This is a genomic window from Pseudomonas sp. DR 5-09 (assembly GCF_001655595.1).
In the GTDB taxonomy this organism is placed as follows: domain Bacteria; phylum Pseudomonadota; class Gammaproteobacteria; order Pseudomonadales; family Pseudomonadaceae; genus Aquipseudomonas; species Aquipseudomonas pharyngis.
Genome location: NZ_CP011566.1, coordinates 3369375 through 3393680 on the forward strand (window position 1 = coordinate 3369375; position 24306 = coordinate 3393680).

19 protein-coding genes are annotated in these 24306 nt (G+C 58.1%); 5 read left to right on the plus strand and 14 right to left on the minus strand.

Annotated elements, in window-relative coordinates; genetic code table 11:
- Positions 1 to 69: 69 nt before the first annotated feature.
- The 14 genes from PDR5_RS15040 to PDR5_RS15105 all read right to left on the minus strand — a co-directional run bounded on the left by PDR5_RS15040 (position 70) and on the right by PDR5_RS15105 (position 18153).
- Positions 70 to 873 carry an enoyl-CoA hydratase/isomerase family protein gene (locus PDR5_RS15040; protein ID WP_064596713.1) on the minus strand — a complete coding sequence of 268 codons (804 nt, stop codon included), beginning with the start codon at positions 871 to 873 and terminating at the stop codon, positions 70 to 72.
- Between the two features lie 19 nt (positions 874 to 892).
- Complete coding sequence (locus tag PDR5_RS15045; RefSeq protein ID WP_064596715.1) at positions 893 to 2431, minus strand: AMP-binding protein; 1539 nt, start codon at positions 2429 to 2431, stop codon at positions 893 to 895.
- Positions 2432 to 2436: 5 nt separating this feature from the next.
- Positions 2437 to 2937, minus strand: coding sequence for a (2Fe-2S)-binding protein (locus tag PDR5_RS15050; protein ID WP_064596717.1), 501 nt, complete (start codon positions 2935 to 2937; stop codon positions 2437 to 2439).
- 2 nt (positions 2938 to 2939) lie between these two features.
- Positions 2940 to 3746 (minus strand): FAD binding domain-containing protein, encoded by an 807-nt coding sequence (locus tag PDR5_RS15055; protein ID WP_064596719.1) that lies wholly within the window; start codon positions 3744 to 3746, stop codon positions 2940 to 2942.
- A complete protein-coding gene (locus PDR5_RS15060; protein ID WP_064596721.1) occupies positions 3743 to 6742 on the minus strand; it encodes a xanthine dehydrogenase family protein molybdopterin-binding subunit in 3000 nt (999 codons plus the stop codon). The genes PDR5_RS15055 and PDR5_RS15060 overlap by 4 nt, the downstream gene beginning before the upstream one ends.
- A gap of 162 nt (positions 6743 to 6904) precedes the next feature.
- Positions 6905 to 9115, minus strand: coding sequence for a putative bifunctional diguanylate cyclase/phosphodiesterase (locus PDR5_RS15065; protein WP_064596723.1), 2211 nt, complete (start codon positions 9113 to 9115; stop codon positions 6905 to 6907).
- 500 nt (positions 9116 to 9615) lie between these two features.
- Positions 9616 to 11004 (minus strand): LLM class flavin-dependent oxidoreductase, encoded by a 1389-nt coding sequence (locus tag PDR5_RS15070; RefSeq protein WP_064596725.1) that lies wholly within the window; start codon positions 11002 to 11004, stop codon positions 9616 to 9618.
- 35 nt (positions 11005 to 11039) lie between these two features.
- Positions 11040 to 11885 carry an amino acid ABC transporter permease gene (locus PDR5_RS15075; RefSeq protein ID WP_064596727.1) on the minus strand — a complete coding sequence of 282 codons (846 nt, stop codon included), beginning with the start codon at positions 11883 to 11885 and terminating at the stop codon, positions 11040 to 11042.
- Positions 11882 to 12703, minus strand: coding sequence for an ABC transporter substrate-binding protein (locus tag PDR5_RS15080; RefSeq protein ID WP_064596729.1), 822 nt, complete (start codon positions 12701 to 12703; stop codon positions 11882 to 11884). Before PDR5_RS15080 ends, PDR5_RS15075 begins: the two co-directional genes overlap by 4 nt.
- 148 nt (positions 12704 to 12851) lie before the next feature.
- Positions 12852 to 13250, minus strand: coding sequence for a DUF5329 domain-containing protein (locus PDR5_RS15085; protein WP_064596731.1), 399 nt, complete (start codon positions 13248 to 13250; stop codon positions 12852 to 12854).
- A gap of 93 nt (positions 13251 to 13343) precedes the next feature.
- The gene (locus PDR5_RS15090) at positions 13344 to 14918 is read right to left on the minus strand and encodes a phospholipase D family protein (protein ID WP_064596733.1); all 1575 of its coding nucleotides are present in this window, start codon (positions 14916 to 14918) and stop codon (positions 13344 to 13346) included.
- Positions 14919 to 15225: 307 nt separating this feature from the next.
- The gene (locus PDR5_RS15095; protein WP_064596735.1) at positions 15226 to 16251 is read right to left on the minus strand and encodes a sensor histidine kinase; all 1026 of its coding nucleotides are present in this window, start codon (positions 16249 to 16251) and stop codon (positions 15226 to 15228) included.
- Between the two features lie 10 nt (positions 16252 to 16261).
- The gene (locus PDR5_RS15100) at positions 16262 to 17722 is read right to left on the minus strand and encodes an ATPase domain-containing protein (RefSeq protein WP_064596737.1); all 1461 of its coding nucleotides are present in this window, start codon (positions 17720 to 17722) and stop codon (positions 16262 to 16264) included.
- Positions 17719 to 18153 (minus strand): hypothetical protein, encoded by a 435-nt coding sequence (locus tag PDR5_RS15105; protein ID WP_064600837.1) that lies wholly within the window; start codon positions 18151 to 18153, stop codon positions 17719 to 17721. The genes PDR5_RS15100 and PDR5_RS15105 overlap by 4 nt, the downstream gene beginning before the upstream one ends.
- Positions 18154 to 18419: 266 nt before the next feature.
- Here PDR5_RS15105 and PDR5_RS15110 point away from each other — a divergent pair, with 266 nt between their 5' ends.
- The 5 genes from PDR5_RS15110 to PDR5_RS15130 all read left to right on the plus strand — a co-directional run bounded on the left by PDR5_RS15110 (position 18420) and on the right by PDR5_RS15130 (position 24293).
- Complete coding sequence (locus tag PDR5_RS15110; RefSeq protein WP_166742306.1) at positions 18420 to 19865, plus strand: ATPase domain-containing protein; 1446 nt, start codon at positions 18420 to 18422, stop codon at positions 19863 to 19865.
- Between the two features lie 24 nt (positions 19866 to 19889).
- The gene (locus PDR5_RS15115; RefSeq protein ID WP_039768563.1) at positions 19890 to 20252 is read left to right on the plus strand and encodes a response regulator; all 363 of its coding nucleotides are present in this window, start codon (positions 19890 to 19892) and stop codon (positions 20250 to 20252) included.
- Positions 20253 to 20760: 508 nt separating this feature from the next.
- Positions 20761 to 21744: an LLM class oxidoreductase gene (locus tag PDR5_RS15120; protein ID WP_064596739.1), complete on the plus strand. Its 984-nt coding sequence runs from the start codon at positions 20761 to 20763 to the stop codon at positions 21742 to 21744.
- Positions 21745 to 22203: 459 nt separating this feature from the next.
- Positions 22204 to 22746 (plus strand): DUF3833 domain-containing protein, encoded by a 543-nt coding sequence (locus PDR5_RS15125; RefSeq protein ID WP_064596741.1) that lies wholly within the window; start codon positions 22204 to 22206, stop codon positions 22744 to 22746.
- An 8-nt stretch (positions 22747 to 22754) separates the two neighbouring features.
- A complete protein-coding gene (locus PDR5_RS15130; protein ID WP_064600839.1) occupies positions 22755 to 24293 on the plus strand; it encodes a cryptochrome/photolyase family protein in 1539 nt (512 codons plus the stop codon).
- Positions 24294 to 24306: the final 13 nt, after the last annotated feature.

A 24306-nucleotide genomic window follows, 5' to 3' on the forward strand; every position in this document is an offset into this window, starting at 1 on the left:
GCGGCAGGCCCTGCTCCGTAAGGTGTACGCCGTTACCAACATACTCCCGGGCCTGCTCGCCGGTACGATTTACTCGCCGATAAACACGGCCGCACGCTTGCTGTGGAACGCCTCGACGCCTTCCTTGAAGTCCTTGGAGCTACGCAGACGGCTGTAGCAGTGACCTTCCATCTCGATCGCGACGGTCAGCGGCGCATCTTCGTTGTCGTTGATCAATTTTTTCGCCGTGCGCTGAGCCAGCGGCGAGAAGCGCCGCAGTTCATCGACCAGTGCATCGACGGTGCTTTCCAGTTCGGTGTCCGGCACGACCTCGGTCGCGATACCCCAGGCGTAGGCCTGGTCGCCGGTGATGCGCTTGGCGCGCATCACCATGTGCTTGGTGCGAGTGATGCCGATGATTTTCTGCAGGCGCGCGGAGCCACCCGAGCCCGGGATCTGACCCAGGTTCTGCTCAGGCAAGGCGTAGCGAGTGGTTTGCGAAGCAATGCGGAAATCGCAGGCCAGGGACAGCTCGAAACCGACGCCGAAGGTGTAGCCACGGTTGGCAACGATCACCGGTTTTTCGCAACGTGCCGGTGCCGCAACGTTCCAGGCCAGCTTCGAAACGTGCTCTGGCGAGGCTTCGAGGAAGCCCTTGATGTCGCCACCGCTGGAGAAGTGTTCACCCACCGAGCGCAGCACGATGACGCGCACGCCTTTGTGTGCATCGAGGGCTTCGAAGACCTGGCGCAGTTCATCACGCTGCCCCATGGAAATGACGTTCAACGGCGCGCGGTTGAGGATGATGTCGGCGCGCTCGCGGGACACATCGACTTCAACCTGGAAGCCATCGAACTGAGTGTCGAGAAATTGCTGGATCGCTTGTTGTTGCATGAGAGTGTCCTCTGGATGATTAGCTGATGGCCTTCAAAGCCTGTTCCTGAAATTCGGCCAGCAGCACGCGCCGCAGCACCTTGCCCACTGGAGATTTGGGAATCTGATCGATGAACTGGTACCGCCGTGGCCGCTTGAACTTGGCCAGGCCCGAAGCGATGCAATGGGCATCGAGGTCGCCTTCCGAGACCTCGGCGCGCAGCTTGATAAACGCAGCAATGATCTTGCCCCACTGCTCGTCGGGCAGACCGACCACCACCACTTCTTCCACGGCCGGGTGCAGGGAAAGCATGTTTTCGATTTCTGCCGGGCTGACGTTTTCGCCGCCGGTGATGATCAAGTCATCGACACGGCCCGTGACGAACAGATCGCCCTCCAGGTCGAAGTAGCCGATGTCACCGGTGAAATACCATCCGTCACGCAACGCCTTGGCGGTCGCTTCGGGGCGGTTCAGGTAGCCTTCGAACGCCTCGTCACTCGCCAGGTCGGCGATGATCTGGCCCTCCTCCAACGGGTTGACCTGCACGTCCGCCGTTTCAGCATCGATCGGTACCACGCGCACGCGCTGGTTCATTGCACTGCGCCCTGACGAACCGGGTTTGCGGCTGGCTTGCTGGTCGATGGTGAAGGTGTAGATCTCCGAGCTGCCGTAATGATTGACGAACAATTGCGGCTGGAACGCCTGCTCGACGCGACGCATCAAACCGTCGCTCATCGGCGCACCGGCAAAGCCGATTTTCTCCACACTGGCGACTCGCTCGCGGGCAAAGGCCGGGTGTTCGATGAGCATGTGGTAGAGCGTCGGCACCAGGTACAGGTTGCTGACCTTTTCCCGCTCGATGGCCTGCAGCGTGGCTTCCACATCGAACTTCGGCACGCAGACAAAATGTCCGTCGATCAGCGCCATGGACAGCAACGAACGCACGCCCATGGTGTGGTAAAGCGGCATGACACCCAGCGTGCACTCGCCCTGGCGATAAAGGTTTTGCGCTACGTGGGCAACCGCGGCGGCGCGTTCGCAACGGTGCCGACGGGGCACGCCCTTAGGCTTGCTGGTGGTTCCGGAGGTGTACAACAGCAGTGAAAAGTCGTCGGCGTCGGCCTCCAGAATGATGCCGGAGGGGCTCTGCGAACACAGTTCCTCGAAACTCAGGTCGGTGTTGGCGGCACAGAGTCCGGTGGCGATCCGTGGCAGCCTCGTGGCGGCGCTGCAACCCGCCACGGCGGTCACTGTAGCGTCGTCGTAAGCCACTGCACGGATTTGCGCATCTTCGATGCAGTAACCCAGCTCAGCGGCAGTCGAACGCCAGTTCAACGGGGTCATGACGATGCCCGCAAATTGACAGGCCCAATGCAGGGTCGCCATCTGCCAGCGGTTCTGCATCACAACCAGCAGTCGATCACCGCGTTGCAGTCCAAGGCGTTGCAAGCCCCGAGCGGCACTCTGGATATCGACGAACCAGTCTTCATAAGTTTTCTTCAACGCACCGTCACTGACCGCCACAGCGTGCGGCCGGCGTTCAACGGCTGCGAGGAAACTGCGTCCGAGATCGAACATTATTGTTATACCCCTTCGTTCGTTTGGCGCTGGGCAGCGACTTCGAGCACGGCCTGGACGATGCCGGTGTAGCCCGTGCAGCGACATAGATGCCCGGAAAGCATGTCGCGTACCTGGGTCTCGTCCGGGTTGGGTACCCGTTCCAGGAAATCCACGCAGGACATGAGAATGCCCGCTGTGCAAAAGCCGCACTGCAAGGCGTGATGACGGCGAAAGGCTTGTTGCAGATCGCTCAGTGTGTCGTCGTCAGCCAGCGACTCGACAGTCTCGATACGCCGCTCGTGCCCCTGCACCGCGAGCATCAGGCAGGAACGCATGGCGACTCCGTCCACCAGCACCGTGCAGGCACCGCAGACACCGTGTTCGCATCCGACATGGACACCGGTGGCACCGAGGTCGTGGCGCAGGAAGTCGCAGAGTTGGGTCCGCGGTTCGGCCAGGGCTTCACGGGAACGGCCATTGAGTTCCAGGCGAATCGGAAAGGTTTGGTCGGCAGTTACACGCATGTTCAGACTCCTTCGATCAGCTGATGACCCAGTTCGCGAATCAGTTGGCGGCGATAGGCAGCGCTGGCCTGAACGTCGTCTTGTGCATCGAGCGACCAGGCGGTTTGATTGAGCGCGTCCGGCAGCCCTGCACCACGAGGCAGACTGCGACTTTGCGGACGGTCAGCGACCCCGCCGATGCCGAGTTCAACCTGGTCCGCGCCGATGGCCGCAGCCAGGGAGACAATTGCAAAGTCGCCGTGGCGCATGGCGATTTCGCGGAAGCGATAGGTGATGCCTTCACGCTTGAGCGGAAAACGCACCTCGACGACCAGTTCGTCTGCACGCTTGTCGGTGGTGAGAATGCCTTGAAAGAAATCCGCAGCCTTGACGACGCGCTTGCCTTTTTTCGACTCGAGAACGATCTCGCCGCCCAGCGTCACCAGGCACAGCGGCAATTCGGCGCTCGGGTCGGCATGAGCCACCGAACCGCAGACCGTGCCGCGATTACGCGTCTGGAAGTGACCGATCCATGGCATTGCCAGTGCCAGCAAGGGCACCTCGTCCATCAGGGTCGAACGCGCCAGCAACTGCGCCTGTCGTACCCCGGCTCCTACCGCCAGGCAATCCTTGCGCAGTTCGATATAGGCCAGTTCAGCCACATGATTGATATCGATCAGTAACTTGGGTTGAGCCAGGCGCATGTTCAGCACCGCCATCAGCGATTGGCCACCGGCGATGATGCGAGCTTCCTGGCCGTACTCGGCGAGCAACTCAACCACCTGACGACGGGTGTCAGCCCGAACGTAATCGAAAGCTGCTGGTTTCATTGCGCACCTCCCTTGCCAAACAGCGCGCCAAGCGAGGCTCGCAAACGCGCCCACCAGCCGGTGGAGATGGCTTGGCCGCTGACCCGTTGCGACAGGCGAGTAAAGATTTGTCCGATGATCACTTTCGAGGCCCCTTGCAACATACGGCCGCCGACCGCGGCGACTTTGCCGCTGACCGCCACCTGGTATTGGTATTCCAGACGTGTGTGGCCATTTTCCAGTTCGACGAAACGAACCTTGGCCTGGCCTTGAGCAGAGCCCATCGAACTGCTGCCGGAACCGGACAGACGCAACGAATGCGGAGGGTCCAGATCACTCAGGGCAACCTTGGCCTCGAAGCGCGCACGGATCATGCCGACGCCGACGGTGACGTCTGCGCGGTAACGGTTTTCACCTTCAAGCACGAGGTCGTGACAACCGGGAATGATCGCCGCCAGCGTCTGCGGGTCGAGCAAGGTGTCGAAGACCTGTTGCGGCGAAGCCGGAATCACCACCGAGTCGTTGGCCCGCAATGCCGGCCCACCGGCCGCTGCTGCGTCGAGGTTGTCATCGGCCTCCATACCGGCAGGCCGTGGCGGCTCATCGATGCCGATGAGCGTGCGTACTTTCGATGGCGTCAGTGGCAGGCGGATGTCCGAGCGACCCAGGGCGTCGGCCACCGCGTTGGCGATGCACACCGGCGTGCTCATGTTGTTGCCCTCGCCCACACCCTTGGCGCCCAATGGAGTGAATGGCGATGGCGTTTCCATGTGCAGGATCATCGGTTCGATCACTTCCGGTGCGGTCGGCACCAGATAATCGGCGAAGGTCCCGGAGAGGAAGCTGCCGTCCTCGCCATAGGCGAATTCTTCCATCAGCGCCGCACCGAGGCCTTGGGTGAAGCCACCACGAATCTGGCCATCGACCAGTGCCGGGTTGAGCAGGCGGCCGGCGTCATGGCAGGTGACGTAGCGATCGATGTGGATCTCGCCGGTCATGCGGTCGATTTCCAGACCACAGATGTCGAAGACAAAGCCGTAGCACAGCGAGCTATTGACCTGATCCTGGTCGTCCGGTGCGACCAATTGCGGCGGGCTCCAGAAGGCGGTTTCGCGCAGGCCGCCACTTTCACCTTCCGGCAGCAGGCCCGGCGACCAGTGGGTCGCACCGGCAATCCGATGGAATGGCGCCACCGCCCCGCCATTGACGACAAAAATTTTGCCGCCCGCGAAACGAATATCTTCTGGACTGGCCTGCAATTGCTCGGCGGCAATCGCGGCAAGGCGATCACGGATTTTCAGTGCCGCCTTGTAGACGGCACCGGCCACAGCACCGGCGAAGCGGCTGGAATAGTTGCCCGAGGCAATCGACCAGGCGTCCTTCTGGGTATCCAGTTCGACATTGACCACGATTGATTCCAATGCAACCCCAAGCACTTCGGCGACCACCTGAGCCACAGTGGTTTGATGACCCTGCCCTTGCGGTGCCGAAGAGACGTGCACACTGACGTCACCCAACGGGCCAACGTTGATGGTGGCGGTGGCGACAGCGCCGTTTTTCGGACCGGCCTTGCGCCGCTCTTCGGGTGTCATCGCGGTGGTGATGTATCCCATGTTGGAAATCGATGGTTCGATGACGGCGGCATAACCAATGCCATAGATTCGGCCTTCGGCACGCGCCTGATCACGACGTTTGAGCAACTCGTCGAGACCACCCTCAGCCGCCGCCAAGGCAATGCCTGCCTGGTAATTGCCGGAGTCGAGCAAGGCTCCGGCGGCTGCGCGATAAGGGAAGGCATCGGCCGGCACCAGGTTGCGGCGGATCACATCTAACGGATCAAGCTTCAACTGCACGGCGATGTGTTGCAGCAACCGTTCAAGGGCGAAATACACCTGTGGGCCACCGAAACCACGGTTCAGGCCGGAAGGGGTTTTGTTGGTCAGCACCACTCGGTTGCGCACTTGCAAATTACGGATCGCGTAGGCGCCTGTCAGGTTGCCGTGCATGCGGTAGAAAGTCGCCGGTTCAGGCGCTCTCAGGTAGGCACCACAATCGTCGATCTGGTCATAATGTAAAGCAGTGATGCGGCCATCGGCTTCTACCGCCGCTTCAATTTCGGTCACCCGATTGGTCGCCGAAGAAGCCCCCTGAAGATGTTCCAGACGGTCCTCGACCCACTTCACCGGTGCTCCGACCTTGCGTGACGCCAGCCCCATCATCACCACGTAAGGGAAAACCCCTTGCTTGATGCCAAAGCTGCCGCCGGAATCTTTCGGTGTGCGCAAACGCAAGCGGTTGCCGGGCACATTCAGCGCCCGGGCCATAACCGTGTGCAACGCATAGGGGCCCTGGAAGTTGGCCAGCACGTCATAAATGCCGGTGGCGCGCTCGTACTGAGCCAGCACCACATAGCATTCAATGGGTGTGCAGGAACTGCGCGGAAACTTCACTTTGAGCGAAACCTTGTGCGGCGCCTGCTCGAAGGCCTGCTCCGGCTCGCCATACCGAAAGCGCCGCTCGTTAACCACGTTGCTGCCGACCGCTTCGTGCAGGATCGGCGCCTGTTCGGCGGTGGCCAGTTCGGGATCGATGATCGGGGGCAGCGGTTCGTATTCAACACGCACACCTTCGATGGCGTCCTCGGCCAGGTAGCGGCTCTCCGCGATCACCACGGCCACTGGCTCTCCGACGTAACGCACCTTGTCCACAGCGACGCACCAGTGCTCCATCGGCTGACGCACACCCACCGGAAACGGCAGCGCCCAGCGTTTTACGTCTTCGCCGACCATCACGCCGTGCACGCCTTTCATCTGCAGCGCACTGGAAAAGTCCACCGAGATGATCCGCGCATGAGCGTGGGGTGAACGGATGATCGCCGCATGTAGCGTACCCGGAGGGATCGCCGCGTCGTCGGCATAGCAACCGAGGCCGCGCAACAATGCGGCGTCCTCGACACGGGGCTGGCGGGCTCCGATGTGGCCGGTCTGGCTTTCGGTAGCAGATTGGAAACTAGTCATTTTTTCGCGGCTCTTGTTGTTGTGCAGCGCGATAGCGTTAGAGCCGAGTGTGTGAGAAAGGCGCCGGGAGCGCCTTGCCTGGGGAGAGGGAGTTCCGCGCTGGAGTCTGAAAATTTGCCTTATCGTCTGATTTTCAGGTCTGGGACTGGACCGAATTGGCGGTCAGGGATGCGACACGGGATGACTCAGGAACGCTTCGATTTCTGCATAGGGCATTGGTTTGGCGAAGTAATAACCTTGAAAGACATCGCAGCGACTGCCCTTCAGGAAATCCACCTGAGACGCCGTTTCCACGCCTTCAGCGACCACCGTAAGGCTGAGGTGATGGGCCATGGAAATAATGCCTTGGGTAATCGCTGCATCGTGATGGTCGGTGGCGATTTCCTGGATGAACGAGCGGTCGATCTTGATCTTGTCGATGGGCAAACGTTTGAGGTAGCTGAGGCTGGAAAAACCGGTGCCGAAATCATCGAGCGCAATGCGTACACCCAACACCTTAAGCCGGCACAACGTGTCGATCGCCTGTTCAGCGTTATGCAACAGCAGCGATTCGGTGATCTCCAGCTCCAGTTGCTCACCACTCAGGCCATGTTTCTCCAGGGTAGCCTGGACACACTGGACGAAATGGCCACGCTGAAAATGCATCGGCGAAATATTCACGGCCATCGAGATACCGGTGATGCCCTGCTCGCCTAGCTCGCGCAGGTGCGCACAGGCCGTATCGAGTACCCAAAGGCTCAGCGGGATGATCTGACCACTGTCCTCTGCCACCGGCACAAACACCGCGGGTGAAATAAATCCTTTTTCCGGATGCTCCCAGCGCAGCAACGCTTCGATCCCGACCACCCGCCCCGTGCGCGCGTCTACCTGCGGTTGATAATGCAGTTGCAACGACTGAGTCTCGATAGCCTTTTGCAGGTCATTGCGCAGGCTCGCGTGTTCGCAAACGCGCTGATTGAGATCGCTGGTGTACCACTGAAAGTTGTTGCGCCCTTGCTGCTTGGCTTTGTACATGGCCATGTCAGCCTGCTGGATCAGTTGCATTGGCTGCTCGAGGTGACCATCGCTCAAGGTGATGCCGACACTTGCACTCACGTGCAGGTCAATGCCCTGGATGCAGTAGGGTCTGGCAATGCTGGCCATCAATCGCTCGGCTATTGGAACAACGTCCTCATCGTGAAGCAGGTCCGGCAGCAGCACGATAAATTCGTCACCGCCCATGCGTACGACGGTATCACCGGGACGAACCTGCTGAGTCATTCGCTGCGCCACTTCAATCAGTACCTGATCGCCGAAGAAGTGTCCGATCGAGTCGTTGATGGATTTGAACCCATCCAGATCAATACACATCACCGCCAGACGACGCTTGTGCCGACGACTGAGGTGACAATCCAGAACAAGCCGCTCTTCAAGTGAAACACGGTTAAGCAAGCCAGTCAGACGATCATGGCAGGCGTTGAAGCTCAATTGGCGCTCGAAATGTTTCTGCTCGCTGATGTCCCGGGCAATGCCAAATACCCCGACGATCTCTCCGTTGACCATGATCGGCAGATTGGAGATGTCCATGGTCAACAGTTTTTCACGCTCGTCGAGAACCCGCGCCTCGAAGCGTTGAGGCTCTCCGGCGCGGGCAGCGGAAAAATGCTGACTGACCCGTTCCAGGTCCTCTTCGAGTACCAGATGGGAAAAGTGCTGACCGATGAAATCGGTTGCCGTATGCGGTTTCAGCTTCAGGCCTGCCGGATTCACACTCTGGATGTTGCCGGCCAGATCGAGGGCGAACACCGGGTTGGGGTTGTAGGTGAACAACGAACGAAATTGTTGTTCGCTTTTCTCCAGACGTTGACCATCACGCTCATGGCGGATCGCAATGACCGCCAGTTGGGCTGCGCACGACAGTCGTTGAACTTGTGCCTCATCCGGGGCATGGGCACGGTTCTGGTACAGGGCGAATGTACCCAACACACTTCCTTGATGGGAGAGCAAAGGCACCGACCAGCAGGAGCGCAGGTTATGCCCCAGCGCCAGGCTGCGAAAACGCTCCCAATTCGGGTCACAGGCGATGTCTTCGGTAATTACAAGCTCGCGCCGGAACGCTGCGGCGCCGCAGGTGCCTTCCTGAGGGCCAATGGCCATTCCATGAATCGCGTCACTGTATTCGACCGGAAGGCTGGGCGCTGCGCCGTTCAGCAAGCGTTTGCCCTCGGCGTCGGTGAGCAATATCGAGCAGAAGGTCTCGGGGGCCTGTGCGTCGTGCATCTGGCAGATGGCGCAGAGTATGTCGTCCAGATGATGATCGGTCGCGATCATACCGAGGATGTCACGTTGCGATTCGGGGAGTGTCTTGTGGTGAAAGCCTGGACGAGTATTCATGGCGGTTCCTGAAGACTCTCGAGGTCGTCCGGTCTTCAGAGAGCCAGAAATAGTGGCGGCCGATCACTGTCCACTAGTGCGTCGGACGCGCACTCTATAGAGCACCAGCCAATGAATAAAAGGCTCAGATCCAATTTTAAAAACCGTATCAGGCTGCCAACGTTTGCAGGAATGGTCGGGGTGTTCGGCATTTGAAAGGCTCGATCGCACAGACACAACGTCAGCCCCTGAGATACAGCAGATTATCCCTTGCCGACTTCAAGAACGGCATATTTCGACTGAGCCCTTTTGCTAGCTTATTCAAACCACAGGGCACCCCATATACCGGTGCCCCGGCGTTGCTCTGACCTCCCTCCGTCCCTGCGGTTAACAGCCCCCATCAGTCCTCTAAGGAGCTAGTTGGATGACAACACAATCTTCGAATACCTACCCCGTGGATTCGCATACGTCTGAACAGTTTTATATCAATGGTGGCTGGTGTTCGCCGGCAACGCCTGCCATCAGCCGTAAAGCGCCTTGTCGAAGCGGAACGAAGCCCCATAGGCCGAGGCTGGCAGGTGGCTGGAGTGATCTGCCCGTAACCGCGAACGGAAAGTGCCGCTTTGCGGTTGAGTCCGGTACAGCCCTCGCTTTTGCAATTCGGGAATAACCAGTTCGACAAAGTCCTCAAGGCTGCCTGGGCTGATCAACGGGTTGAGCATGTAGCCGCTGGTGCCGGAAATTCGCGCGTGCTCTTCGATGCGCTCGGCGACTTGCTGCGGTGTACCGACGAGAATCAGGTCGCTGCCACGGGTAACGCTGGCGAAGCGCTTTTTCACATCACCCGCCGTCAGCGGCTTGCCACTGCCATCGGGGCGCATCACGTAAGAGGTCAGGCCTTCGGTGTGCGTCGAGAGTGCATCGCTGTCGGCGTAGCGGCTGATGTCGATGCCGGTGTCGCCGGCGTAACTGACCAGTTGTGCCTGCAAGTGATAGTTGCTTTGCAACTCGTCGTATTTGCGCTGGGCTTCGATTTCGGTTTTGGCCGTGACGATGCGCAATACCGTCAACGATTTCACGTCTTCACGTTGACGCCCTCGCGCCTGAGCCTTGGCCCAGATGTCTTCCAGGCCCTGACGGATGTCCTGCGGGTTGGATTTCGCGATGAAGATCAGTTCCGCATGCTTGGCGGCGAATTCTCGACCGCGTCCCGACCAGCCCGCCTGGATCAGCAACGGTGTGCGCTGCGGGGACGGAGCGGTCAGGTGCGGCCCGGCCACGCGATAGTGCGCCCCCTCGTGATTGATCGGTCGCACCCGCTCGCCTCTGGCATACAGCTGGCGGGCCTTGTCGGCAACCACGGCGTCATCGGCCCAACTGCCTTCCCAGAGTTTGTACACCACATCGAGAAACTCCTCGGCGCGCTCATAGCGATCGTCATGCTTGATCATTTGCTCCAGCCCGAAATTGCGGGCGGCACTGGACAGGTAAGAGGTGACGATGTTCCAGCCAACTCGCCCATTGGTGAGGTGATCAAGCGTGCTGAAGCGCCGGGCGTGGGTGAACGGGTGCTCATAACTGGTGGTCACCGTGACACCAAACGCCAGGTTTTCCGTCACGGCCGCCAATGCCGGAATGATCATCAACGGATCGTTGGCCGGTGCTTCCACCGCCCATTTCATGGCCGCATCGGCATTGCCGCCGAACACATCGTAGAAACCCAGCACATCACCAAAGAACAACATATCGAGGTGCGCCTGATCGGCAATCCGCGCCAGGTTTGACCAGTAGCCCAGCGAGTTGATCGCCAGGCGTTCGTCAGCCGGGTGCGTCCAGAGGCTCGGCGCACCGCCGCACCCGACACTGGCTTGTTCATAGAGTGCAAAAAGCAGAGGTTTAGGATCGGACATCTTGGTTCCTGCAAGAAATCATTCAACGGAGTGGCTCAGCGCTGATGCTTGAAGCCTCTGCCGTAATGGCGTTCGAGGCGATGCTGGATCAGTTCGAGACCGATGGATAACAGCCAATAGATGGCGGCTGCGGTGGTCAGCATTTCAATGTAGCGGTAGGACGAACGCCCGTACGACTGCGCCAGAAACATCACTTCCCAAACCCCCATGACCGAAATCAGGGACGAGTCCTTGAGCATCGAAATGAACTGGCTGGTGGTCGGCGGAATGATCGTGCGCATGGCTTGCGGCAGGATGATATGGATGAACGTCGCGGCCGGCCTCAGGCCCAGTGCGGCTGCCGCTTCGCGCTGACCTGGGGCAACAGCGAGGATGCCGGCACGGAAAATCTCACTGAGATAAGCCCCGTAGTTGAGCGACAGCGCGATGATCCCGGCGCTGATTGCGCCTGGCACCACGCCCAACTGCGGCAGCCCCAGATAGATCAACAGGATCTGGATCAACAGCGGCGTGCCGCGAAAGAACGAGGCGTAGAAGCTGGCGATACCAAATGCCACGGCGCTGCTCGACAGCCTGGCCAACGCGGTGACAAAGCCCAGTAATAACGAAAACCAGATCGAGCAGAAACACAGGAATATCGTCAGCGCCGCGCCCTGCAAGAACCCGTTCGGCCCCAGATGCAGGCCGACCAGGTTCGGCAACTTTTCCACAATGATCGAAAATTTCAGATCGAAGCGCATGAAAAACCACACGCCCAGACCCGACAGCGCCGCCCACGTCAGATACAGGCGCGTGCGAAAGCCGAACAGCTGACGTGTCAGTGGCGGCTGCTTTTGCGGCCTGACGGCCGCTTTGGCCGGATGCGGATTGATGGCTGTCATTGGCTGATATCAGAACCGATCCACTTGCGGGATATTTTGCTCAGCGTGCCGTCAGTCTTGAGTTGCGCAATGACCTCGGTGACTTTCGCATTCCATTGCGGATCGCCCTTCTCGACCGCCACGACGTTCGGCTCGGCATACAGTGGATCTCCGGCAATCTTGAAACGCGGATCCTGAGCGATGCGTTCACGCGCCGTGATGAGGTTGGTGACCATGGCATCCAGGCGCACGCCAGTACCCAGTGCGAGATCCTGGAAGGCAACGGTTTCATTGTCGTAAGGGGCGATCTGGACATTGTCGAACGGATAGCTCAACGGTTTGTCCTCGGCGCCTTCAATGACCAGATCCTTGTTCAGATAGGCCTCATAGGTCGACGCACTGATCACACCGACTTTTTTGCCGGACAAGTCCTTGCCGGTGACTATCTCCTTGTCCTTCGCATTGACCACGATCACCGCCGGTGACTGGTAATACTCCACGGGGAAGTCGAACACTTCGGCCCGCGCCTTGCTCGGTGTCATCGAGCACACGCAGATGTCGTATCGACCGTTCCAGTGCCCCGCGGCAATCACGTCCCAGGAAGGTGTTTCAAGTTTCAGCTTGACCCCAAGGCGCTCGGCCACAGCTTTAGCGACATCCACATCGAAGCCGTCGAGCTGGTTCTGGTCATTGAGAAAAGAGAACGGCGGGTAACTCTCCATCAGGACACCGGTGAGCTCACCTTTTTGCGTCACGCGATCGAGGGTGGGCCCGGCGAAGGCTGCCGCGCAACTGACGGCGAGCGCCAGGCCAAGTGTCAAATGTGTGGGGATCTTCAAGTGCGAATGCTCCAATCAGGAAATTTCTGGTTAGATTAAAACGCACTATAAAATTAATATTAACTTCGTTTTAGGAATAAAAAGCTACACTTGGGCTATATGAAATCCAGCCGCCAGCATCAGGCAAAGCCTTCATCTCCAAGGCCCGTTAATGAAGTTGCCGTTGCCTGTCGAGCTCCCTCTTCAACCAGGTGCTGGCGGGTTCTGTGCGTTCTGCACAACGCACCTCATAGGCGCGCCCACTGATGCTGCTTTGAGTGGCAGCAAGATCGATGAAATCTTCTGCGCTGTTCACCCTGTTCCTGGCTTCAAGATAATTCAGCTTTTTCTCCAGATGCGCTCGAGCACGGGGACCTGGGTATTCGCTGCCATTGCGCACAAACTGACACTCACTGTGTTCGACAAAGTCCAGCAAGGCTTTTATCTCTTCAATGGTTTGAGGTCTGGTTTGAACCTGCGCATCTGCGACGATTGCGATGAGGCTGATCCCTGCAATCATGACCCATTGGCTGATATGCCTCGCCGTTTCCCCTGCTCTCATTCGCATGATTCATCCTGCTCTTGAAAAAGGAATGGAACGAGCTCTGGCAGTATCGCCCGTCGTTGTCCGGTCGGTGCTGACCCAGGCTCGATGCGGTCTCTATAGCATCCTCTCCAGCCCGATCGCGCTGCTCAGCCACGAATTGAAGTGTCGCCACCAACTCCCCGGCTCCCTGGTCAACGTATGCTTTTTGCCGTCATCCTCGGTGACCCAGACCAGTTGATCCTTTTCCAGCACGGTGTGATAACTCAGAGCAGGCGCCATACCTTCCAGGGCCAGTTCACGCACCCGCCCCGCGAGTTCGGGATCATCAACCAACACCCCGACTTCGGTGTTCCACAATAAGGATCGCGAGTCAAAATTGAACGACCCGATAAAAGCTTTCTGCTGGTCAAAAATCATCGCCTTGCTATGCAGGCTGGAGTCGGAACTGCTGGAGGACCCGCTGTAAAACAGGCGCGGTCCGCTGCGGCTGTCGGCATTGTCGCCGGACTGGCGGCGTAATTCGAACAACTGCACACCATGCTTGAGCAAGGTTTTTCGATAAGGCGCGTAAGCGCCGTGCGCGGCGGGTACATCGGTAGCTTCCAGAGAGTTGGTCAGTAAGGTGATCGACACGCCGGCGTCGGCACGACCGGTCAAGTACAACAATCCCGGTTGACCAGGCACCATGTAGGCCGAAACCATGATCAACTCCTTGCTGACGCCGTCAAGTTCAGGCGCCAACTGGGTGGCCAACAGCAAGTGCGGAGCGGGTTCGCCCTTGGACACTACCTTGCTCGGGGCATCCCACATCGCTTTGTTCCAGGCCCAGATCAGCTCCCGGCGCCAGACATTCAGGCGTGGGTGAGTGGTGTAAGTCATCAATTGCTGATAGAGCGCGTGATCCTGCTTGCGTGTTTCCTCCAGGGATTCATCCAGCCGGGTCCGGGTATTTTGCAGGTCCCTGGTCGTCGGCCTGATCGAGAGAAACTGCTCGATCGACTTGCTCAGCGCACTGTTCCAATACTGATCAAAACTTTGCTCCAACTGCTCCGCAACCGGGCCGACACTCAACATATCGATGTCTTTAAAATTCTTGTCAGGCTGCGCATCGAAATACTCATCGCCCAAATTGCGGCCTCCGACGATTGCCACACAATTGTCTGCCACCCACAATTTATTGTGCATCCGTCGGTGTTGCTGCGACAGATTGAACAGCCGGCCCATCGTTCGCGTTACGACGGTGCTGCGCCCCAGGTGCAGCGGATTGAACACGCGCACTTGAATCAGCGGGTGCGCCGCCAGTGTCGCGATAATCCAGTCCAGGTCATCGCTGGTGGTGTCATCGAGCAGAATCCTCACGCGGACGCCGCGGTCGGCGGCGTCGAGCAACTCACTCACCAGTATTCTGGTACTGATGCCGTCGTGGACGATGTAGTACTGCAGGTCCAGGCTGCTTTGGGCATTACGAATCAGCTCGGCGCGGGCACTGAACGCTTCGGCACTTTCGGATAACAAACGAAACCCCGATTGGCCCTGATGCGGGGCAGCCTGGGCCTTGATTGAACGCCCGAACGCCGAATCGCTTGCCGGCAAAGCCTGGCTGGGTTCGTGGAGTGCATTGGGGGTCTTACACCCACCAAAGAGTACGGCGAGCAACAGAAGTACAAACAAGCGCTGCTGGTTTCTCACGGAGCGTACTCCGGGCAATGAACATCAGGGAAACCGGATCCTGAAGAATGGCCTGTTGGTTCCCTCCAGCCTTGTGGTCATATCGACCCTTTGCACTGTTTTCTTCAATCTGCGGGGGTTGTTTCAGGAGCGTAGTTCATCCGCTGACACTTGCTGGAGCCGCCCAGGGTGGAGAAGAGTGTGTGGACAGCAATCGGCAAGAAAAAAAGCAATTGCTACCGCTGATTAAAATGGCAGCGCGAAGCATTTCCGCTGCGCTCCCGCAGTCAGAGGCCTTGGTATAACGGTGGACGACTTGTAGATGGCGTCAATGATCAGCCAAGGGCAGTTTAATGACGAACTCGCTACCCTTCCCTTCTCCCGAACTGGTCCCCGTCACAGTACCGCCGTGGGCTTCGATCAATTCCCGCACGACCGTAAGTCCAATGCCCAGGCCTGCCCCATTGAAACCGACCGCGTGAACATCCTGTACGAACGGCTCAAAAATGAACGGCAGTGCCTTGGGCGTTATTCCAATACCGGTATCGCGAATGCATATCGTCAGGTGATCGACTTCAATCGTCGCAGTCAGTGAGACCGTGCCATTGGCGGGCGTATATTTGGCGGCGTTACCCAGTAGATTGCCGAGGATTTGAGTGAGGCGCGCTGGATCACCATTAACCATCAAGGCGCATTCCGGCAGATTCGAGCTGAAACTCAAACTGTTAGCGATCATGAGCGGGCTGCAGGCATCTATCGCCTCATGAATGATTCGAGCCATATCGACACGCTGGCAATCAAGTCGAAACTTGCCGGTACTGGCGCGAGCGATATCGAGCAGGTCTTCGACCAAGCGGGACATCTGCTTCACTTGCCCCTCTATCAACACCTGCATGCGCGGCAGTTCTTCACTCGGCACACGTACCAGCCGGCCGGCAATCATGCTGATGGGTGTCAGAGGATTGCGAAGTTCGTGTGCAACCAGGTTGAGGAAGTTGCGTTGCTGTTCCAGCGCATGTTCAGCGGCCGCCTGCAAATCCTGGGCACTCAGCGCGGCTATCACCAGCTTCTCGTTTGCCTCGCGCAATTCGAGATACATTTGCTGCTCTGCCTGGGCGACTGTCGGATTTTCTGCATCCGACTGCGCCGACAGGATTGACAGCACCAGTTGCTGGTTGGCTTCAATCAATTGTTCGACATGGTGGCTATCGACGAGCTGGGCATTGGCCTGGTTGAGTTCTTTATGAACCGCTGCCAGCACCGCACGCGCCGCCACCGTTTTCTGGCCGAGTACGAACAGTTCGCGTGCAGCGCCAGCGATGGCTTGCTCATTCTTGCCGTGACCCTCGCTCATGATATTTCGCTCATCCTTCGATGGTGACCGCGCGCTGCTGGGTAGGACGCCCCCCTAACAACCCTTCCCTTTCCGGCAACATTTCGCCGATCTGCAAGCCATCATCATCTATCCGGTACAACCTCAACTCGTCGGAATGCGCGCTGGCCCGCACCTTGACCACGGCCATGATGCGCAACAAGCGGCTCTGCACTTCTATGTAGCGCTGGACGATGATGGCATCGGTGAGAAACGCCGTGCCGTAAGGACTGAAACGCAGGTCGGTGTAGCGATCCTCCAGCTCGGAGGTCATCAATACACTGACACCTGCACTGGTGAGAGCGGTCACCATGCGTGACAGCGACTCACGAAAGTCTTCGCGGAATGTCGGAGCCAACGCCAGCTCAAAGCCTGACAGGGAGTCAATCACCAAACGAGTAGCGTTCAGGCGGTTGATCTCGCTCAACAGTAACTGGACGATTTCGTCGATTGACAAGTCTGGCGCGCGACTATCGACCAAACCCACCTTCCCGCCCTGAATCAACCCGGCGAGGGTGGCGTTCTGGGAGCGATTGGGACGCTGCTCGAATACCGCGATCACGCCGGTCTCACCATTGCGCACGCCTTCGGCGAGGAAGGTCGCAGCCAGAATGCTTTTGCCCGAACCTGATGGACCTGCCACCAGCAGGGAGTATCCACGGGGCAAGCCACCGCCCAGCATTTCGTCGAGTTGGGGCACACCCATTTTCAGGCGCTGCATCGGAAACGTCAGCGTGGGTTCAACGTGGTTGAGGGGGGCCGGTGCGAAAACCTTTATGCCTGATGTAGCGATGCGGAAGGTGTGCAGCCCCGGCAGCGTCGGCTGGCCGCGCATCTTCATGATTTCCATCTTGCGCACCATGGAGTTACGTTGAACGCTCTGACGCAGCCAGATCAGACCATCGGCCACCGTGAAAATAGGGTTGGTGTCAGTTTCAGTGAAATATTCACCGATCAGGAAAGTGGTGGCCTGCCAAGTGGTCATCAACATGCCTAACTGCTGAATGAACTGCGGCAAGTTGTTGTTGGGATTGTCCTGGGTCTGGCTCGCGAGCACCACTGAACGAAACGAATCGACGAACACCAGCGCCGGAGAGTACGCCTCAACCTCAGCGACGATTCGGCGTAGCACTTCGTCCAGATCCCCCGCCAGGGTGTCACTGGCCAGGTTGATATAACGGATTGACTGATTGACGGCTTCCTCGTCGAAAAAGTCGAATTGCTGTTGGTAACGCAACATCTTCAACGGAGGCTCGCCGAGCACGGTGAAGAACAGTGCCGGACGCTCGGGCGTCGCCAGGGCAAACATCATCTGATGCGCCAGGGTAGTTTTGCCACAGCCAGGCGGGCCGGCGATCAGGTTGAACGAGAACTCCGGCAATCCCCCGCCCAGCACCTCGTCCAGTCCTGGCACTCCGGTGGACAGACGCTTGATAGTCACTTTGGTGTTCATGGCGAGTTTTCCTGCGCAGATGTGTCGCTCAAAGAAGGTTTCCACACGTCACGAAGCAAGCGTGCGGTGAGCGAGGGCCCGATCAGCGTAGTGAGCAGTTCGTAGAAGGTGGTCAGCATCACTTCACCAAACAACAAGGCGTCTGCTTCGCTTTCGGTAACGAGTTCAGAATGAAGAGCGTTCAGACCCGGCGCGGTTTGTACACGATCAGACAGGGGGGCCAGGTGTGGTTGGCGGGAGGCGCAGAGATGAAGGCTGCGTCGGTAAAGCGCAGCGACTCCCTGCTGACCAATGATGGGGGTAAGCGCTGTGTGCATAGCCTCCAAAATCGAGACAGTCGCTTGCGCGATACTTGCAGTATCAGCATTGGGGCCAACCCGGTGCGCCAGAGCAGCTACGATCTGGCGGCTCTCTTCGTTTAGCGCGGACATGGCTAGCTGATTTCTGATGGGCAGGTCTTGATAGTACACCCTGCAAGGCGTTGCAGAGACTCAATTGGCCCGAGAACCTTCTTTACTTTCGATTCCCCCGATTTATCGCCCACATTGAGGCTTCGCAACTCCAGATTTAAGCGAATGAATAACTTTACCGGCACTGCTGCCTGAAACGTCAGTGAAGTGCAGATAGCCCCGGCACACAAATGGCGTTAGCATCCCGTACATTCGGTTTAACAGCATGATTTCAAGATCAGGGTCGCATAGTGGAAAAGTTAAATCGCCTTCAGAGTGGAATCGAAGGCCTGGATGCTCTGCTCAAGGGCGGATTGGTCTCAGGCGCTTCCTACATTATTCAGGGGCGTCCAGGGTCGGGCAAAACGATCCTCGCCAACCAACTTGGATTCCATCATGCGCGCAACGGCGGCCGTGTACTGGTAGCGACACTGCTTGCCGAATCCCATGACCGGCTTTTTCAGTTTCTGTCCACCTTGAGCTTTTACGACGCTTCCAAAGTTGGCGCTGAAATCCAGTTCGTCAGTGCATTCGATACGCTGGAAAATGAAGGTCTGGATGAAGTCGTAAAACTGCTGAGGCGTGAGATCAGCCGCCAGAAGGCGACAGTCATGGTTGTCGACGGATTGCTGAACGCACGCTCTAAAGCCGACTCGCCAATCGACACCAAGAAGTTCATCTCTGAATTGCAAGGGCACGCTGCATTTGCTGGATGCACCGTGTTGTTTCTCACCAGTTCCCGACTGGATGACGGCAGCCCCGAGCACACCATGGTGGATGGCGTGATCGAAATGGGAGAGGAGCTTTATGGCACCCGCTCGGTGCGTCGTATTCAACTGCGTAAAACCCGGGGTAGCGCGGCACTGACCGGACTTCACGAGTGCGAAATCACCGAGAACGGTCTGGTGGTTTATCCGCGCCTGGAAAGCCTCTACAGCCACCCCTCTTCGCCCGACAGCGCCAACATGACGCGCATCCCCAGCGGTATACATTCTCTGGACACGATACTGGGTGGCGGGCTGCACAGTTCCAGCGTGACGCTGGTCATGGGCCCATCAGGAATAGGCAAGACAACCCTAGGTCTTAAATTCCTGGGTGAGTCGACAGTGAAGGCACCGGGCCTGCATTTTGGCTTTTATGAAAGCCCGGAGCGGTTACGCCTGAAGGGCCAGTCACTAGGAATCGACATCAAAGGCATGGAAGAAAGCGGTGCGTTGAGCATCGCGTGGCAACCGACCACCGAAGGTCTCCTGGACGGCCTGGGCTCAAGGTTGCTGAGCATCGTCGAAGAAAAAGGCATCAAGCGTTTATTCATCGACAGCCTTAGCGGCATGACGCGGGTGTCGACGAATCCAGCCCGAATTACTGACTTTTACAGTGCCCTCATGAACGAATTACGCTCCAGGGGCGTGACAGTGTTTGCCTCTTGGGAGATGCGAGATCTGTTCGGCTCCGAGATCAGTTCACCAAACTCTGACCTGTCCAGCATCGTCGACAATCTGATGCTGATGCGGTTCTTCGAGAATGACTCTGAACTAAGCAGAACCATTTCCATTCTTAAAGTCAGAGATAGCTCTTATGACCCTTCGCGATTTGAAGTGGTCATCCGTGACCAGGACGTTGATCTGAAAAAGGCTTCAAGAAATGAACCGCCAGTTCCTAATCCTGCAGCCCTGCCAGGTTCATTTTCCTAGGTCTTCTATTCAGGTTGCATTCTCATGACCACCATCCTGGTTGTCGACGACGAATATTTGATCGCTGACATTCTCGGCTTTGCGCTGGAGGATGAAGGCTTCATGGTCGTGAAAGCCAGCAATGGCAAAAAAGGGCTTGAGGTACTTGAGCGAGAGCGCCCTGACCTGATCATTACCGACTTCATGATGCCGGTAATGGACGGACTCGAATTCGCCACGGCCGTCCGCGCCCTGCCCTCAGCGCATCTCTTGCCCATCATTCTGATCAGCGGCGCGCAAGCCCACCTCGGCATGGAGAGATCGGACTTGTTCAATGCTGTCCTGGAAAAGCCTTTCAATATCGATTCAATCCTTGCTACCGCCAGGCGACTGCTGGCTGCAAATTGAAACGGATTGAATCCATCTCCAAGACTGAACCTACCCGCTCGGCCCTGCATGCCTGATGGCATGCAGCTTTCACCCTTTGCTGGAACCGCTCGAGATTCATCGATGATTCGCTCAATGACCGAAGACATGTCGAGTGGGACTCGATGGATCATGATCCTGCCACCTGCTTGTGATCGGGTGAAGTCGCAAAGGTCTCCCACGATGTGCGAGGCACAATGGCGCAACACGGCAATACCGCCTACGCTGATGAGGTAACCTCTGGGCCCGTTTCCGAGTTGACGGTATCGAGCCGGGAGATGATTACTTTTACCGTCCGCTTATCACCCATCCGGACCTGCCCGCGCATATCGCCAGCAACTGGCTCCTCAATCCGGTCCAGCCGACCGGCAGTACGGCGCAATGGGCAAAGCTGCACTCAGCCCCCCCACCTGTCGTTCCCAAGCGACCGATGCCGCAGCACCTCTGGCAACGGGGCGCTGTTCACGTTCTGCCACTGAGGAAAATCAGTATGTATCGGCCGAGCACGATTCCTTATCAGCAGCATCGAGGGTTCAGCCGAACCTTCACGCCGGGGCATTTGAGCCTTGGATTGTTCTTTCCCATGGAGGCCTTCGACGGCGACACGCCGAGCATGCTCAACCAGGTCGCATTGGCGAAACAGGCCGAGGCACTGGGCTTCAGCGCGCTCTGGTTTCGTGACGTGCCGCTTCGCGATCCCGGATTCGGCGATGTCGGCCAAGTCTTCGGCCCCTGGGTCTACCTGGGTTATATGGCCGCCCATACATCGGAAATTGCGCTTGGCACCGCCTCCATCGCCATCCCTTTGCACCATCCCCTGCACACGGCCAAGGCGTCAGCCAGCGTCGATCAGTTGAGCGCAGGTCGCTTGATTCTTGGGGTGGCGTCCGGCGACCGTCCGGTGGAGTTCTCGGCTTTTGGCGTCGATCCCGAAAGGCGCGGGGATATCTTTCGCGAGCACTACGCGGTGATTCGCCGAGCCCACAGCACCAGTTTCGAACCCATCCACTGGAGCGCCGGGGAAATGCGCGGCGCGGATCTGATTCCGAAACCGACCACCCAATTCATTCCAATGCTCGTGACCGGCAATAGCCGTCAGTCACTGGATTGGATCGCGCGCGAAAGCAACGGATGGATCAACTATCCACGCATACCGAACATGCAGAGACTGGTCGTGGAAGATTGGCGGCTGGAGGTCACGAAGCAATGTGGTTCCGTCTATAAGCCCTTCACTCAGTCGCTTTACATCGACCTCGATGAAAACCCGTCCACGCCACCCGCTCGCATTCATTTGGGGTTCAAACTCGGACGCTACCATTTGCGGTTTTTGCTGGAGTCGCTTGAGGAAATCGGCGTCGATCACGTCATCCTGAATCTCAAATACGGAAAGCGCCCGGCAGCGGAGGTTATTGAGGAACTGGGTACTCACATCATTGCGCAATTCGGTGCACAGCCAAGTCCGACAGCGCATTGATCTGTCGGCCACTCCTATCCCCGCAGGATGCTCACTGAGCATCCTGCGCCTCACGGTCCGGCGTTCACTGCGCTGGATATTCCCCAGTACCAGCGCTCGCTCGGCAGACAGACCAACCGCTGTTTCCAAGGCAAAACGTTCGGCATCGCGTTAAGGCGCAGCAAGCGCCCTGCGTGAGGGAAGAAGTATTGTCAGATGGTTTTTTTCAGCCTATCTTGATTTATACCTATACAGACCATCCAATCACGTACAACTATTTCGCGATGGCTTGCCCTCACGTACAGCGCTGCCGCGAGAAAAACAAAGCCGGCCATCGCCGTAAGACTCTCGTTGACGTCGTCAAAAGTCGAGCGTCAAGACCAGCCGGGGAAAACGATAAACCTGTACATGTCCAGCCCACCGTACAAGCAAATGGTTCGAACCTGGCCTTCGACACCTTTGCAATCAGGGAGTAAGGCAATGACGCGATTCCTGCTGTTACTGACACTGATATTCAGCATCGCAAGCTGCACCAGCGTGGACGTCGCCCGTTATGCCGACCAACAACCAGCACTGGATCTGCATCGGTTTTTCAGCCAGCCCGTCAAGGCCTGGGGAATGTTTCAGAAGCGCAGCGGCGAAGTGACCAAGCGTTTCGAAGTGAATATCGTCAGTCGTCGCGAAGGCAACAACCTGATTCTCGACGAGCGCTTTCTGTACAGCGATGGCACCCGCCAGCACCGCGTATGGACATTGACGCCCGAGGGCCAGGGACGCTGGAGCGGTCGCGCCGGCGATGTAGTCGGCGTTGCCCAAGGCCAGGTGGCGGGCAACACATTTCACTGGCGCTATCGGCTGAACGTACCGGTCGACGATTCGACCTATGAAATGAGCATGGACGACTGGATGTTCCTGATGGATGAGGACACGTTGATCAACCGCACCCGCATGTCCAAGTTCGGCGTGGAGGTCGGCCAGGTGACCTTGTTCTTCCGTCGCCAGGGCACCGAAGCAAGCCAATGAACCGCAAAATGAACACTACCCGCCGCTTGTGCCTGGTCCTGGGCGACCAGTTGTCCTTCGACCTGGCTTCCTTACAGGCACTCGATGCGGAGCGTGATACGGTGCTGCTGGTCGAGGTCATGGAAGAAGCCAGCCATGTGCCCCACCATCCACAGAAGATTGCCCTGATCTTCAGTGCCATGCGCCACTTCGCTCAGGCGTTGCGAGACCAAGGCATACGTGTCGAATACGTGACCCTGGATGACCCGGAAAACAGCGGCTCGGTGCCGGGTGAGCTGCATCGTTGGAAAAAGCTGTCGCAGGCCGACGAAGTGCACGTGACTGAGTGTGGCGACTGGCGGCTGGAGCATTCGATCAAGGAATGCCGTTTGCCCGTCCAGTGGCACGCCGATACGCGTTTTCTGTGCGGTCGCGAAGAATTTGCCGCATGGGCCGAGGGCAAAAAACAGCTGCGCATGGAGTTTTTCTACCGTGAGATGCGGCGCAAGAGCCGCTTGCTGCTCAATGGCGACGGTTCACCAGTGGGCGGCGCGTGGAATTTCGATGCCGAGAATCGCAAGGCCCTGCCCAAAGGCGTCAAAGCCCCCTACCCGGTACGCTTCAATAACGACCCCATCACCCGCGATGTGCTGGCACTGGTCAAGGCGCGCTTCAGCCAGCACTACGGCGCGCTCGATGACTTCAACTACCCCGTCACCCATGCCGATGCACAGGCTCTTTGGGCGTACTTTCTCGATTATGGCCTGGCGGGGTTTGGCGATTACCAGGACGCCATGGCCAGTGACGAGCCGTTCCTGTTTCATGCGCGCATCAGCGCAGCGCTCAACATTGGCCTGCTGGATTTGCGGCAAATTTGCAGTGATGTGGAGTCGGCGTACTGGGCCGGCAGCGTTGCGCTCAATGCCGCCGAAGGCTTCATTCGGCAACTGATTGGCTGGCGTGAATATGTGCGCGGCGTGTACTGGCTGAAGATGCCGGATTACGCGCATGGCAACTCGTTCGGCAACACCCGGGCATTGCCCGAGTTCTACTGGACCGGCGACACGCAAATGAACTGCATGCGCCACGCCATCGGGCAAAGCTTGCAACACGCCTACGCGCATCACATCCAGCGACTGATGGTCACCGGTAACTTCGCCCTGCTCGCCGGTATCGCGCCGAGCCAGATCTGCGAGTGGTATCTGGCGATCTACATGGATGCTTTTGACTGGGTCGAGCTGCCCAACACGCTGGGCATGGTCATGCACGCCGATGGCGGTTATCTCGGTTCCAAACCCTATTGCGCCAGCGGCCAGTACATCAATCGCATGTCGGATTACTGCCGCGGTTGCGCGTACAAGGTCCGCGAAAGCACGGCGGACAATGCCTGCCCGTTCAACGCGCTGTATTGGCATTTCCTGATGCGCCACGGTGAGCTGCTGCGCGGCAATCAGCGCATGGCCATGATGTACAAGAACCTCGACCGCATGCCGCAAACCAGGCAACAGGCACTCTGGCAACGCGGCCAGGCACTGTTGGCGCGCCTGGATAACGGCGATTCGATTTGAAATCAGCGTTCAC

Coding starts and splice junctions, on each gene's coding strand:
- PDR5_RS15065 (WP_064596723.1), bottom strand. CDS start 9,115: ATGAATACTCGTCCAGGCTTTCACCACAAGACACTCCCCGAATCGCAA.
- PDR5_RS15085 (WP_064596731.1), bottom strand. CDS start 13,250: ATGCGAATGAGAGCAGGGGAAACGGCGAGGCATATCAGCCAATGGGTC.
- PDR5_RS15040 (WP_064596713.1), bottom strand. CDS start 873: ATGCAACAACAAGCGATCCAGCAATTTCTCGACACTCAGTTCGATGGC.
- PDR5_RS15070 (WP_064596725.1), bottom strand. CDS start 11,004: ATGTCCGATCCTAAACCTCTGCTTTTTGCACTCTATGAACAAGCCAGT.
- PDR5_RS15060 (WP_064596721.1), bottom strand. CDS start 6,742: ATGACTAGTTTCCAATCTGCTACCGAAAGCCAGACCGGCCACATCGGA.
- PDR5_RS15050 (WP_064596717.1), bottom strand. CDS start 2,937: ATGCGTGTAACTGCCGACCAAACCTTTCCGATTCGCCTGGAACTCAAT.
- PDR5_RS15100 (WP_064596737.1), bottom strand. CDS start 17,722: ATGAACACCAAAGTGACTATCAAGCGTCTGTCCACCGGAGTGCCAGGA.
- PDR5_RS15120 (WP_064596739.1), top strand. CDS start 20,761: ATGTATCGGCCGAGCACGATTCCTTATCAGCAGCATCGAGGGTTCAGC.
- PDR5_RS15055 (WP_064596719.1), bottom strand. CDS start 3,746: ATGAAACCAGCAGCTTTCGATTACGTTCGGGCTGACACCCGTCGTCAG.
- PDR5_RS15045 (WP_064596715.1), bottom strand. CDS start 2,431: ATGTTCGATCTCGGACGCAGTTTCCTCGCAGCCGTTGAACGCCGGCCG.
- PDR5_RS15115 (WP_039768563.1), top strand. CDS start 19,890: ATGACCACCATCCTGGTTGTCGACGACGAATATTTGATCGCTGACATT.
- PDR5_RS15130 (WP_064600839.1), top strand. CDS start 22,755: ATGAACACTACCCGCCGCTTGTGCCTGGTCCTGGGCGACCAGTTGTCC.
- PDR5_RS15105 (WP_064600837.1), bottom strand. CDS start 18,153: ATGTCCGCGCTAAACGAAGAGAGCCGCCAGATCGTAGCTGCTCTGGCG.
- PDR5_RS15075 (WP_064596727.1), bottom strand. CDS start 11,885: ATGACAGCCATCAATCCGCATCCGGCCAAAGCGGCCGTCAGGCCGCAA.
- PDR5_RS15095 (WP_064596735.1), bottom strand. CDS start 16,251: ATGAGCGAGGGTCACGGCAAGAATGAGCAAGCCATCGCTGGCGCTGCA.
- PDR5_RS15125 (WP_064596741.1), top strand. CDS start 22,204: ATGACGCGATTCCTGCTGTTACTGACACTGATATTCAGCATCGCAAGC.